The following is a 12,211-nucleotide window of genomic DNA, read 5'->3' as shown; positions in this document are numbered from 1 at the left end:
GTCCTGTCGTGTATGCGCAGGACGTGGCCGAGTGAGTGAAAGGACTCGCCGATGACTGACACGGGCACCGTGGAAAATCCGTTCTTCGCCCGGATGTGGATAGCGATATCTTCGCGGGAGCGGAAGTTCATGACGCGACTGCGGCAGGAGAACCTGGCGGGCCTGTCCGGCCGGGTGTTGGAGATCGGCGCGGGTACCGGAACCAACTTCGCGCTGTACCCGAACACGGTCACCGAGGTGGTCGCCGTCGAACCCGAGCAGCGACTGGCCGAACTGGCCCAGGGGGCGGCCGCTGTGGCCCCGGTGCCGGTGACGCTTCGCACCGAGACGGTCGAGGCGTTCGACTCCGACGAGCAGTTCGACGCAGTGGTTTGCTCGCTTGTGTTGTGCTCGGTAGGTGACCCGGAAAATGTACTGCAGCAACTATTTTCGCGGCTAAAGCCGGGTGGTGAGCTGCGCTACTTCGAGCATGTCGCCAGCCTCGGGCTGCGCGGCCGGGCGCAGCGCTTCCTGGATGCGACCTTCTGGCCGCGGATCTCGGGGAATTGCCATGCCCACCGGCACACCGAGGAGACCATCGCCGACACCGGATTCGCAGTGACGGGCGCCCGCAGGGTGAACATGCTGCCGTCGTGGATTCCGTTGTCGGAAGCCGCGATCGGGCGCGCTGTCAGGCCGGCCTGACATTGGGCAATAAGCCAGGCCGGCCTGACGTTGGGCAATAAGTCAGGCCGGCCTGACGTTGGGCAATAAGTCAGGCCGGCCTGACGTCACACCCGCCTGAACCCGGGCACAAGCTCGGGCAGGCGCTGCAATAGCGTCGGCAACGCCGTTGCAGCGGATTCGCGCAGAGACGCCGTCGCTTGTTCGGTGAACGGTGTCGATTGCGGGTTTACCTCGATCACTGGAATGCCTTGCTGCACTGCGGCTTCCGGCAGGGCAGCGGCGGGGTAGACAACCGACGAGGTGCCGACGGTGATCACCAGATCGGCGTTGCCGATGGCCTGGACGGAGTCGTCCCAGGCCTGATCAGGCAACTGCTCGCCGAACCACACCACGTTGGGGCGGATGAGTCCGCCGCAGGAGCAGCGCGGTGGTTCGATGGTCTCGACCGGCTCGGACATTTCCGGTAACTCTCCGGTGTAGATCGATTGGCAACGGTCACAACGGAATTCGAACAGGCTGCCGTGCAGGTGGTGGACCCGGACGCTGCCCGCCCGTTCGTGCAAGTTGTCCACGTTCTGGGTGACGACATCGACCTGGGCGTAGTCCTGCCACGCCGCGACCGCGCGATGCCCGTCATTGGGATCAACGGCCTGCATCATGTGATGGCGCCACAGGTACCAGGCCCACACCTTCTCCGGGTGCCGGTTCCAGCCGTCGGTGCTCGAAATCTCGTAGGGGTCGGTCTTGGCCCACAGCCCGGTCTCGACGTCGCGGAAGGTGGGGACGCCGCTATCGGCGGACATACCCGCGCCGCTGAACACTGTCACCTGCATCTGACCACGCTATATGTTGCCGGCAGGTTAGTGCCACGCCAAATGTCGGAGATCGCGTAGATGCGGGGGGGACGTGGGGAGGATACTGGCGCGATGTCCGATTTCGGAGAATGGGTTCGCGTCGATGCGCACGCCGGGCCGCTGTTCGATCAATTGCGGATGCAGATCATCGGGGGCATCCGAGGTGGTCGACTACCAGCCGGGACCCGCCTGCCGACCGTACGTGACCTGGCCGGCACGCTGGGCATGGCGGCCAACACCGTGGCCCGGGCCTATCGTGAACTCGAAACCGCCGGGGTGCTCGAAACACGGGGGAGGTCAGGGACTTTCGTGGCCGCTGCCGACCCGGCTGCAGCGGCCATGGTGGATGCGGCGAACGCCTTCGCCGACACCGCCCGAGCGCTGGGGGTGCTGAAGGCCGACGCGCTGCGCTATCTGGACGCTGTGTTCGAGTAGCCGGACGTCAGCCGGCGCCGCGCCAATGCAGCACATCCAGCGCAACGCCGACCTCTAGGCTGTTTTCGGACAACGGTCGCGGAAGCAGTTCGTCGGCCCTGGCCAGACGGCGTAGCAGAGTGTTGCGATGCGTGAATAATTTGCCTGCCGCGCGCGAGGCGTTGCACTGCTCTCGGACGAATACCCTTACCGCAGAGTGTAATTCCGGGCTCGCCGACTCCAGTTCGCCCAGGACCCGCTTGACGAATGCGGCAGCGCGATCAGCGTCCGCGGTCAGCAGCGCCACCAACTCGACGTCGGGGTATTCAGCGATCTGCTGCGGCGAGTGCAGCCGCGCCATCATCTGCTGAGTGGTGATCGCGTCGAAGTGGCTGCGCCGGAACCCGTCCACCCCGTCTCCGACCGATCCGATGGCGACGCGGGCCTCGCGGCCGGCTGCCAGAGCGGGCCTCAGCGAGTTGACGTCCACCGGGCCGGTTGCCCACACCCAGCGAGTGGCGGTACTGACCGCCAGATTGAGTGGTCGGCCGGGTCCGACGGATCGGCCGAACGCCTCGGCTACCCGATCCAGCTGGGACAGATCGCCTTCCGGGTTGTCGGTCCAGATGACCGCAGCGGTATGGGCGCCACCGAGGGCATAGCCGAGGCGGCTTTCGGCACGTTGCTGGGGGATCGGGGACCCGTCCAGCAACAGCGCGACCGTCTCCCGCCGTTCGGCGTGGGTGCCCCGGGTGAGCTCGTCGCGTTCGAGTTCGATCTGTGCGGCGATGCCGCCCAGAGTGGCATCGATGAACGCGCTGATCGATCGCGAACACACATCGAGCGCTTCGTGCAGTTCGGTCGCGTCGGACGACAGCTCGAAGGCGATCTCCATCAACCGTCGCCAGGCCACGCCTTCGCCCACCCGGTAGGCGTCCAGCGAAAGTGAGTCGAGTCCGCGGCGGACCATCTCTCGGGCAACGCTGATGGGTTCGGAACCGGTGTTGGGCGGTACGGGCGCGCCGGGATCACGCACGTTGGCGGTACCCCAGAAATACAGGTTGGACCGGTTGGTCCGGCTCACGGCAGCGGCCAGTTCGGGGTCCGACGCGATGGTCGGGCTCGCCGCCAGCACGGCGCTGTCGAGTTCGTCGAGCCATTCCGGTCTGGCGTTGACGACGATCTGTGCGCACTGCCGGATCAGTTCGCGTACCTGCGGTGACGGCCGGGGCCAGGTCATCGCACAAGACTATCGCTAGTGGTGCATAGTGCACCACTAACCCGGAAATCTGAGACGTTCTGACCTTCAGCTGGCGACCGTTCGGGCGCCACCATGGTTACCACGCTTCGCCACCACCAACAGGGAGTCAGCCATGGAGCACACTGCCAACGCCACCCAGGTCGACGTGTTGATCGTCGGTGCCGGTATCTCCGGTATCGGTGCTGCCTACTACCTGCAGCGGGAGCACCCCGAACGGTCGTACGCCATCCTGGAGTCGCGCGGTGCCACCGGTGGCACTTGGGACCTGTTCCGGTACCCGGGCATCCGCTCGGATTCCGACCTGCACACCTTTGGCTATGAATTCAAGCCGTGGCGCGATGAGGACGCGATCGCGTCCGCCGACAAGATCCTGGCCTATCTGCGAGAGACCGCGAACGAGAACGGCATTGACCGCAACATCCGTTTTCACCACAAGGTGCTGGGCGCGGCCTGGGACAGCGGCACCGCACGCTGGCTCGTCGATGTCGAACACGCCGGGGAATTGGTGCAGTTCTCCGCTAACTGGCTGTTCTGTGCCGGTGGCTACTACCGCTACGACGAGGGTTTCACGCCCGAGTTCGTAGGCCGGGACCGCTTCACCGGACAGATCGTGCACCCGCAGCACTGGCCCGAGGACCTCGACTACGCCGGTAAGAAGGTCGTGGTGATCGGTAGCGGGGCAACCGCGGTGACGCTGGTGCCGTCGATGGCCGACACCGCCGCACACGTGACCATGCTGCAGCGCTCGCCGACGTACATCCTGCCGGTGCCGGCCAAGGACACCTTCGCCAATACGGCCGGCCGGCTGCTCGGCGCTGATCGTGGTTACCGGCTGGCCCGCCGCAAGAACATCATCAGGCAGCGCGCCGTCTACACGTTCTGCCAGAAGTTTCCGGCCGCTGCCCGCCGTCTGATCCGGAAGGCCAACGCCAGCCAGCTGCCCAAGGGCTACCCAGTCGACCAGCACTTCAGCCCCGCCTACAACCCGTGGGACCAGCGGCTGTGCACTGTCCCGGACGCCGACCTGTTCAAGGCCATCGGCAAAGGCAAGGCGTCGGTGGTGACCGACCGGATCGCGACGTTCACCGAGACCGGCATCCAGCTGGAGTCGGGAGCCCACCTGGACGCCGACATCATCGTCACCGCAACGGGTTTGAACGTGCAGTTGTTCGGCGGGATGTCGCTGACTGTCGACGGTCAGTCGGTGAACCCGTCCGAGAGCGTGGTCTACAAGGGCATCATGCTGTCGGGCGTGCCCAACTTTGCCTTCGCCTTCGGCTACACGAACTCGTCGTGGACGCTCAAGGTGGGGCTGCTGTGCGAGCACTTCTGCCGGCTGCTGAGCCATATGGACGCCAACGGTTTTGACACTGTGTACCCCGAGCCCGTCAATCCGGATATGGACACCCGCCCGATGCTGGACTTCGGTGCCGGCTACGTGCAGCGCGTCGCCGACACGCTGCCCCGCCAGGGGGTCGAAGGACCGTGGGTGATGTCGATGAACTACAACCTCGACCGTGAGGTGCTCCGCAACGGAGCGGTGGCCGATCCGAATCTGCGGTTCGCCGCCATGCAGCACCGCGAAGTCCGGGAGCGCGTGCTGGTTCCCTGACCGGCACGCCGGGCGGCTATTACGCTGACGCGGTATGGAGGTATTCCGGGCGAGCGAAGCGACGGGATATGGGATGTCTCCGGCCGTGCCGCCGGAGATCGCAGGTGTCCCTTCGGCTGTCGGTGTTGAGCTGCCACCCAGACCGGTACCGGGTCGGCCGTACGCACTACCGGCCGACTTGCTCACCGAGCAGTACGGTCCGCTGTTCTATTCGGACTTCGGCGGCAGCCGACGGCTGTACGCATGCTCGCTGGCGTTGGTCGATGAACTGTGCGACGAGACCAGGTTCGTCAAGGGCCTGACCGACCGCCTGGCCCGGTTCCGACCGCTGGCCGGCAACGGGTTGTTCACGGCGTACACCGGTGAGGACGGTTGGCAGCAGGCCCACGACGTTCTGATCTCCGGATTCAGCTTCAGCGGCCTGCGCAGCTATCACCCGGCGATGCTGGACATCAACCGGCAGCTCATTGCGCAGTGGGACGCTGCGGTCGGAACCCGTGCGGTAGATGTCGCCGGAGACCTGGCCAAGTTGGCCATGGACACCGTCGGCCTGGCCGGGTTCGGCGCCCGGTTCGACTCGTACCAACACGATGGACTTGCTGAAATCCCAGCCAGTTTCGCGGCCGCGCTGGGTCAGATACTCGCCGGAGCCGCCGGTGACCGGGCAGTGTTCGACGTTGAGCGCGACAATTTGTTCGCCTTCATCGCGGGTCTGATATCGCAGCACCGCGCGGGTGAGGGCGACATCGAGGACCTGCTGGCATTGATGCTGAAACCGGGGCCTGACGGCGTACCGCTTCTCGATGACGACAGCATCCGCAACCAGATCGCCACGTTCATGGTTGCCGGGCAGGACACCACGTCGACGGTGATGCCGACGGCGCTGTACAGCATCGTCAAGAATCCCGCGGTGTTGCACCGGGCCCAAGCAGAAGTCGACGCGCTCTTCGGCCCCGATGACGACCACGTGCCGGCGTTCGACGAGATCGGCAAGCTCACTTACATCCGCCAAATCATCGACGAGACGCTGCGGCTGTCGCCGCCGGTGCGGGAATTCGACCGAATGGCGTTGGCGGACACAGTGATCGGCGGCAAGTATCCGGTGCACCGCGGAGAGGCGGTGACGGTATTCACCTCGTCCCTGCACCGGCAGCCCGAGTGGGGTGACAACGTCGAGACCTTCGACCCGGATCGGTTCGACACTGAACTGAGCGGGTCGCGGCCGGTGAACCTGTTCAAGCCGTTTGGTACCGGCGCACGGTCGTGCATCGGCCGCCAGTTCGCACTGCATGAAGCGACCATGGCACTTGCGACGTTGGTGCATCGCTACCGATTCCTCGACATCGAGCACTACCAGCTGCACACCCACAGCGACTTGCTCCGCAAGCCGGAGGGCTTCCACCTCGAACTGGTTCGCCGGCGCTCGGACGAGCGCAGGCAGGCTCCGGCCGCGGTCTCGGCGTCGGCGGCGACGGTGCCACAGTCGCGCGCGGCCGTGGCGCCCGGCACGAAACTGCTTGTGTTGCACGGCTCGAACCTCGGCAACTGTCGGTCGCTGGCGGAACAACTGGGCGACGAAGCGGTCGACCTGGGGTACGAGACCACCGTTGCCGCACTGGATTCCGTGACCGACGCACTACCGGAGCAGGGGGCGGTGGTGGTGGTCGCGGCGTCGTACAACGGGATGCCGACCGACGACGCCCGCGCCTTCGTCGAGTGGTTGGACGGATCGGCCGCCCAGGCGCCACCGGTGCCGTACGCGGTTCTCGGCGTCGGCGACCGTAACTGGGCCGAGACGTTCATGGCTGTGCCTCGGCACATCGACGCACGGCTGGCGGAACTCGGTGCGACACAACTTCTTCCGATGACCGAAGCCGACACGTCCGGTGATTTCGCCGGGGCGGTCGAGGAGTTCTCGGCGACTTTGTGGAATTCGCTCGCCGGCGTGTTCGGAGTCGAGTCGCCGGCCGCCGGCGATGAGGCGGTGACCGAGGAACCGCTCTACGACCTGCGGGCCATCGACGGACCGGTCACTGCGGCGATCGACGCCCGCTATCAGGTCCAGCCCGCGACGGTGCTGGACAACACCGCCCTGGTCGACATCGGCTCGCCAATCGGAGCCGACAAGCGGTTGATCAGGATCGCCCTGCCAGACGGAGTCGACTACCAGACCGGCGACCACCTCACCGTGTTGCCGGACAACAGCCCCGAGCTGGTGGAGGAGGTCGGCGAAATATTGGGCCTGCAGCTCGATCGCCAGATCTCGATCAACCCACGCCGCAGCACCCGGCGGGCCATCCCGATCGACCGGGAAGTCACTGTGCGCCAACTACTTACGCATTTCCTAGAACTACGCAAGCCCGCCAGTCGCAGCCAACTGGTGCGCCTGGCCGCGGCCAACCCGTGTCCGCCGGAACGCGATGCGCTGACCGAGTTGGCCGAACATCCCGAGAGCCGCGCACTGAGCGTCATCGCATGTTTCGCGGAGTTCCCGGCTACCCAGCTCAGTGGCTCCGAACTACTGGAACTGTTCGAACCGATGGCACCTCGGCACTACTCGATCGCCACGTCATCACGCCGCCGCGCTCGCGAGGTAGAACTCGTGGTCGGCGTCCTGGAAGGCCCGAACCGTTCCGGCGACGGCGTTTTCCGCGGCGTGTCATCGAGTTACCTTGCCGATTCTGGTCCAGGACAACAGATCCGGATGCGGGTGGACCCGGCCCGCCAGGCGTTCCGGGCGGGCGCCGACCCGGCCAGGAACGTCATCCTGGTCAGCGCCGGAACAGGTGTGGCCCCGTTCCGCGGCTTCATCGGAGACCGGCTGGCCGCACTGGAGGCGGACGAGCCGTTCTCTCCAGCACTGTGTTTCTTCGGCGTGCGTCACCCCGACGTCGACTACCTGTTCCGCGACGAGGCGCAGGAAGCGGAAGGCCTTGGCATAGTGCGCATGCGGCCGGCCTTCTCGCGGCTGGACGGCGATGAGGTCCGGTATGTACAGGACCGGATCGCCGCGGACGCCGACGAGGTCTGGGACATGCTCGGCGATCCGGACAAGAACACCCACGTCTATGTGTGCGGCGACGGTGCCGCGATGGCACCCGCGGTGCGCGAGGCCTTCCGGAAGATCTACTGCGACAACACCGGAGCGGACGACGACGCCGCCCGCGCCTGGCTGGCCGACCTGGTTTCCGCCGATCGCTACGTCGAGGATGTCTGGGCGGGCTAGCCGAATTCGAGCAGCGTCATGGTCGGCCGCACTGGATCCAGCAGCGGAAACCGCTGTGCTGCCCACAGCATGGTGTTGAGCACCTCGCCGCGGCCTCGGGGATATTCGATGTCCTGCACCATCCGTACTCCGGGCACGATGTTCACCAGGCGGGCCGCCTCGCTGGCCGACAGGGTGAACGGCATCGGCGGCACCCGATAACGCAGCGAGGTCCACATGCCGCGCCGGACCCATCCGGCGAACAACGTAGGCGGCAGGTCGAACATCATCTGCCCGCCCGGAAAGCGCTTGGCGCACTCGGTGATCAACCGCATGGATTCCTCGGGTTGCAGGTACATCAGCAGACCCTCGGCGGTGATGAACACTCCGTTCGCGGTGGCGACCCGGTCCATCCAGCTGTAGTCCAGAGCTGACTGGGCGCAGACCTCGACCCGCTCGGACGGTGGCAGCAGTTGCTCGCGGACGGCGACCATCGGTGGTAAATCGACAGTGAGCCAATGGAATTGCGGATCCGGCTCAGCCGCGGAAACCCGATAGAAACTGGTCTGTAGGCCTTCGGCGAGCGCCACCACGGTGGCCTTCGGATAGGCACGCAGGTAGTCGTGGGTCGCGCGGTCGAACGCCAGTGAGCGCAGCGCCATGTCCTGGCGGCGGGTGTAGCCGAACTTGGCGAAGTCGAAGTCGATGCGGTCGGCCACCTCGATGGCCACGGGGTCATCGATGATGCTGTCCGGACGGCGGGCCTCGTTGGCTCTGACCTGCAACGTCATCAGTGCTGTCTCGGAGACGCCCGTCAGCGCGGCGGCGTCCACCTTCGGGGAGGATGTCACCCCGTCGAATCTACCGAAGCCAGCACCTTGTCCACCGTCCGCAGGTTGCGGGTGGTGGTCGAGGACTTGTAGCGCTTCTTGGCCATGGTCTTGCTGATCGCGCTGTCCAGGGTGTTGCCGCGGGGCACCTGCCAATACAGCACGCCGTCACCGCGCAGGCTCTGCTCGCCGGCGCCGGGTGCCAGTGCGGCGAGTTCGTCGAGCACGTCCGGGTCGCTGACGAACGTCACATACGAGTGGTGGCCGTCCACCTCACGCTGGAACGGGTACCCGGCCGAGATGGCACGTAGTTCCTCGATCGGGTACACCAGTACCCAGGCGTCGTAGCCGAACGATTCCCGCAGTGCTGCTTCGGTTTTCGTGCGTACCTCAGCAGCATTCGACGGGCTGGACAGCAGCACATTTCCGCTGGCCAGCAGGGTCATCACGCCGGTGAACCCGGCCTGTCGGAGCGCGGTGGCGAGATCGGCCATCTTCAGGTTCACCCCGCCGACGTTGACGCCGCGCAGGAAAGCGGCGTACTGCGTCATGCGAACTCCAGCAGGGTGATGCTCGGCCGCGCGTGACGCAACGGGCCGATCAGATCCATCGGCGGCCAGGCGGCGAACTTCCAGACGCCGCGGCCCGTCGGCCAGGGAATGTCTCGGGAGTAGCGCACGCCGGGCACAGTGCCGGCCAGGCCGAGTGCGTCGTCAGCGGTGATGCCGAATGGCATGGCCGGAACCTGGTAGCGGTCCGTGAGGTTGTAGCCCCGCAGCGTCCGGCGACTGAACCACGGCGGGAGCGAATCGAACATCAGCTGCGCGCCCGGGAACCGCGACGCGCAGTCGGCGATCAGCCCCCGAGCCTCGTCGGGCTGCAGATACATCAGCAGCCCTTCAGCGGTGATGAAGACTCCGTCGTCGCTGCTCACCTGATCCATCCAACTGCGGTCCAGTGCTGACTGGGTCAGCGGCACCACTCGATCCTCGGCGGGCAGCAACTCGCGGCGCAGGGCCATCACGGGTTCCAAATCGATGGAGTACCAGGTCAATTCGTCGGAGACCCCGGTACGCGACAACCGCCAGTAGCTGGTCTGCAGGCCCTCGGCCAGGGCGACCACCGAGGCTTTGGGGTGGGTCCGCAAGTAGTCGCCGGCCGCCGCGTCAAACGCGTTGGCCCGCAGCGCATGCGATTGGTTGGGTCTTCCGAACTTGCCGTAGTCGTAGGAGATCGAGTCGTACAGCGTCACCGCCCACGGGTCGCGGATCACTCCGTCGGACCGCTTGGCTTCACCCGCGCGATTGTGCAGGGTCCACAACGTGGTCGCCGATACGCCTTCCAGAGTGTTGCCGTCGATCCTCGTCATGACCCCCAATGGTAGGGATTCGGACGTAGGCTGGCTGCATGCGACAGGTCTTCGATGACAAGCTCTTGGCGCTGATCAGCGGCAATTCGTTAGGTGTGCTGGCCACCATCAAGCGCGATGGGCGACCACAGCTGTCGAATGTGTCGTACTTCTTCGATCCGCGCGCGGTGGCCATCCAGGTGTCGGTGGCCGAACCCCGGGCCAAGACCCGCAACCTGCGGCGCGACCCGCGTGCGTCGGTCTACGTGCGCTCCGACGACGGCTGGGCGTATGCGGTGGCAGAGGGGGATGCGGTGCTGAGCGCGCCCGCTGCGGCACCCGACGACGAGACGGTCGAGGGCCTGATTTCGTTGTACCGCAACATCGCCGGGGAACATCCAGATTGGGACGATTACCGCCGCGCAATGGTTGCCGAACGGCGAGTGCTGCTCACCATGCCGATAACGCACCTCTACGGGCTGCCGCCGGGGGTGCGCTGAAGGCGTTACCCTGCGTACATGGCCGAGAACTCCGCCGAAGATTCAGCATCGTCCGACGAGACCAAGCGCAAGTTCCGCGAGGCGCTTGAACGCAAGAAGGCCGGTTCGTCCGGCGGCACCGCACACCAGGACGGTGGGTCCAAGCAGTCCAAGTCGCACGGTGCCGCCGGCGGGGGACGGCGGGAGTTCCGCCGCAAGAGCGGGTAATTACCGGTCGGTGTCCCGGGCCAGCAAGCGCGCTGCGACCAGGGCCGCCAACATCACTGAAACATATTGCAAGCCAGCGTCTTTCAGTCCCCATCCGACCGAGGCCAGGGTGGCCGCGCCGGCGATCAGCAACACTGTGCCGACTGCCGCGCTCCGCAGCCCGGGAGCAGCGACCGAACCGCCGTCCCACAACGGTAGCGGGTCGTTCTCCAGCGGCCGCAGCGCCAGGAACAGCCCGGCGACCAGCACCGCCATGATCGCCACCTGGCAGACGCTCAACAGCAGGAAATGCGGCTGACCGGGGTAGCGGGGCAGGCCCAGTAGGTCGAAGGCCAGATGCATGCCCAGCAGAGCGGGCATGTGCCACAAGTACAGCGTCATCGAACCGGTGTTGCCGATGACGGCAAGCCGCCACACCTGCGGCTTGGCGGCCCACCGCTTGATGGCCGGGGTCGCGGCAATCGCGAAGGCGCACATCATGATTGCGTGGCCGGCCAGCAGCAGCGATGGCGGCGTGATGTTCTTGATGTGCTGGGTTTCGATGCCCACCAGGCTCAGCTCGTACGGTCCCACCCACACCATCGCGACGTTGACCGCCAGCATGCCCAGGCCGACCCGCAGCGCGGTCGTCGCGCTCAACAGCCCACGCCGGTAGGCCACCCCGAACATGCCGGGGATCAGCCACACCACGAAATTGACGTAGCCCAGCGCCGACCAGGCGTGGTCGGTGATCCGGATGGCATCGACCAGCGCGATCAGCCCGTACGTGGCGGCCACCGCGATGACCAGATAGCGGGTGGAGGTGATCCGGACCAGCAGCGGCACCGCCGCGAGCACCATCACGTAGGCGCCCAGGAACCACAGCAGTTGAATGCTGACGCCGGCGATCGGTTGGTACACGTGGATCGGCAACAAGTGCTTCAGAACCGCCAGCGCGACCGCCCAGAACGCCAGGTAGTAGAACACCGGCCGGTACAGCCGCGTGCATCGTTTGAGCAGCCAGCCACCCCAGCTCATCCCGCTTCGGTACGACGCCGCCGAGGCCGCGACACCGGCGAAAAAGAACAGGGGCATGATCTGGAAGACCCAGGTCAGTGCCTGGAACACCACTGACGTCGTGAGCAGATTCCCCCAGATGAACACGCCGCCTTTGATCATGCTGGTGGCCATGACGGTGTGCCCCGCCACGACGCCGATCAGCGAGACGATGCGGATGACGTCGATGGCCCGGTCACGGTCGGCCGGGGTGCGCTGCTCGATCTCGGCAGCCGACGGGAAAACCTGTGTGGTCATGCCCATGAACTTATGGTCCGA

The 12,211-nt window shown here is 65.9% G+C and carries 12 protein-coding genes; 6 read left to right on the top strand and 6 right to left on the bottom strand.

Annotated elements, in window-relative coordinates:
- The first annotated feature begins 51 nt into the window (after nt 1-51).
- Nucleotides 52-684: a class I SAM-dependent methyltransferase gene (locus tag M2432_RS11285; RefSeq protein WP_280826890.1), complete on the top strand. Its 633-nt coding sequence runs from the start codon at nt 52-54 to the stop codon at nt 682-684.
- 86 nt (nt 685-770) lie between these two features.
- Here the strand turns inward: M2432_RS11285 and M2432_RS11280 are convergent, their stop codons facing one another.
- Nucleotides 771-1,499 carry an NAD-dependent deacylase gene (locus tag M2432_RS11280; RefSeq protein ID WP_280826889.1) on the bottom strand — a complete coding sequence of 243 codons (729 nt, stop codon included), beginning with the start codon at nt 1,497-1,499 and terminating at the stop codon, nt 771-773.
- A gap of 93 nt (nt 1,500-1,592) precedes the next feature.
- Between M2432_RS11280 and M2432_RS11275 the strand changes: the two genes are divergently transcribed.
- On the top strand, nt 1,593-1,955 hold the full coding sequence (locus tag M2432_RS11275; protein ID WP_280826888.1) for a GntR family transcriptional regulator: 363 nt from the start codon (nt 1,593-1,595) through the stop codon (nt 1,953-1,955).
- A 7-nt stretch (nt 1,956-1,962) separates the two neighbouring features.
- On the opposite strand, the gene M2432_RS11270 is transcribed toward M2432_RS11275, so the two are convergent.
- A complete protein-coding gene (locus M2432_RS11270; RefSeq protein ID WP_280826887.1) occupies nt 1,963-3,174 on the bottom strand; it encodes a PucR family transcriptional regulator in 1,212 nt (403 codons plus the stop codon).
- A 133-nt stretch (nt 3,175-3,307) separates the two neighbouring features.
- Between M2432_RS11270 and M2432_RS11265 the strand changes: the two genes are divergently transcribed.
- On the top strand, nt 3,308-4,807 hold the full coding sequence (locus tag M2432_RS11265; protein WP_280826886.1) for an NAD(P)/FAD-dependent oxidoreductase: 1,500 nt from the start codon (nt 3,308-3,310) through the stop codon (nt 4,805-4,807).
- 34 nt (nt 4,808-4,841) lie between these two features.
- Nucleotides 4,842-8,033: a cytochrome P450 gene (locus M2432_RS11260; RefSeq protein WP_280826885.1), complete on the top strand. Its 3,192-nt coding sequence runs from the start codon at nt 4,842-4,844 to the stop codon at nt 8,031-8,033.
- On the opposite strand, the gene M2432_RS11255 is transcribed toward M2432_RS11260, so the two are convergent.
- From M2432_RS11255 to M2432_RS11245, 3 genes are read right to left on the bottom strand one after another with little or no spacing between them, the layout of a single operon-like run.
- Entirely contained in the window at nt 8,030-8,863 is an 834-nt protein-coding gene (locus tag M2432_RS11255) for a class I SAM-dependent methyltransferase (RefSeq protein ID WP_280826884.1), read from the bottom strand. The genes M2432_RS11260 and M2432_RS11255 overlap by 4 nt on opposite strands.
- On the bottom strand, nt 8,860-9,393 hold the full coding sequence (locus M2432_RS11250) for a DUF1697 domain-containing protein (protein ID WP_280826883.1): 534 nt from the start codon (nt 9,391-9,393) through the stop codon (nt 8,860-8,862). Before M2432_RS11250 ends, M2432_RS11255 begins: the two co-directional genes overlap by 4 nt.
- Nucleotides 9,390-10,211 (bottom strand): class I SAM-dependent methyltransferase, encoded by an 822-nt coding sequence (locus tag M2432_RS11245; protein WP_280826882.1) that lies wholly within the window; start codon nt 10,209-10,211, stop codon nt 9,390-9,392. Before M2432_RS11245 ends, M2432_RS11250 begins: the two co-directional genes overlap by 4 nt.
- A 38-nt stretch (nt 10,212-10,249) precedes the next feature.
- Between M2432_RS11245 and M2432_RS11240 the strand changes: the two genes are divergently transcribed.
- The gene (locus M2432_RS11240) at nt 10,250-10,690 is read left to right on the top strand and encodes a PPOX class F420-dependent oxidoreductase (protein WP_280826881.1); all 441 of its coding nucleotides are present in this window, start codon (nt 10,250-10,252) and stop codon (nt 10,688-10,690) included.
- 18 nt (nt 10,691-10,708) lie between these two features.
- Complete coding sequence (locus tag M2432_RS11235) at nt 10,709-10,897, top strand: DUF5302 domain-containing protein (RefSeq protein WP_280826880.1); 189 nt, start codon at nt 10,709-10,711, stop codon at nt 10,895-10,897.
- Here M2432_RS11235 and M2432_RS11230 read toward each other — a convergent pair whose 3' ends face one another.
- Nucleotides 10,898-12,190, bottom strand: coding sequence for an acyltransferase (locus M2432_RS11230; protein ID WP_280826879.1), 1,293 nt, complete (start codon nt 12,188-12,190; stop codon nt 10,898-10,900). It abuts the gene before it with no gap.
- Nucleotides 12,191-12,211: the final 21 nt, after the last annotated feature.

Source organism: Mycobacterium sp. OTB74 (assembly GCF_029892685.1).
Taxonomy (GTDB): domain Bacteria; phylum Actinomycetota; class Actinomycetes; order Mycobacteriales; family Mycobacteriaceae; genus Mycobacterium.
Note: the sequence above shows the minus strand (reverse complement) of the source record. Positions and strands in the feature narration are given on the sequence as shown.

What these genes read in the sequence shown, in the direction of transcription:
- M2432_RS11250 (WP_280826883.1), bottom strand. Translation starts at nt 9,393, where the DNA reads ATGACGCAGTACGCCGCTTTCCTGCGCGGCGTCAACGTCGGCGGGGTG.
- M2432_RS11230 (WP_280826879.1), bottom strand. Translation starts at nt 12,190, where the DNA reads ATGACCACACAGGTTTTCCCGTCGGCTGCCGAGATCGAGCAGCGCACC.
- M2432_RS11280 (WP_280826889.1), bottom strand. Translation starts at nt 1,499, where the DNA reads ATGCAGGTGACAGTGTTCAGCGGCGCGGGTATGTCCGCCGATAGCGGC.
- M2432_RS11285 (WP_280826890.1), top strand. Translation starts at nt 52, where the DNA reads ATGACTGACACGGGCACCGTGGAAAATCCGTTCTTCGCCCGGATGTGG.
- M2432_RS11235 (WP_280826880.1), top strand. Translation starts at nt 10,709, where the DNA reads ATGGCCGAGAACTCCGCCGAAGATTCAGCATCGTCCGACGAGACCAAG.
- M2432_RS11265 (WP_280826886.1), top strand. Translation starts at nt 3,308, where the DNA reads ATGGAGCACACTGCCAACGCCACCCAGGTCGACGTGTTGATCGTCGGT.
- M2432_RS11275 (WP_280826888.1), top strand. Translation starts at nt 1,593, where the DNA reads ATGTCCGATTTCGGAGAATGGGTTCGCGTCGATGCGCACGCCGGGCCG.
- M2432_RS11240 (WP_280826881.1), top strand. Translation starts at nt 10,250, where the DNA reads ATGCGACAGGTCTTCGATGACAAGCTCTTGGCGCTGATCAGCGGCAAT.
- M2432_RS11270 (WP_280826887.1), bottom strand. Translation starts at nt 3,174, where the DNA reads ATGACCTGGCCCCGGCCGTCACCGCAGGTACGCGAACTGATCCGGCAG.
- M2432_RS11245 (WP_280826882.1), bottom strand. Translation starts at nt 10,211, where the DNA reads ATGACGAGGATCGACGGCAACACTCTGGAAGGCGTATCGGCGACCACG.
- M2432_RS11260 (WP_280826885.1), top strand. Translation starts at nt 4,842, where the DNA reads ATGGAGGTATTCCGGGCGAGCGAAGCGACGGGATATGGGATGTCTCCG.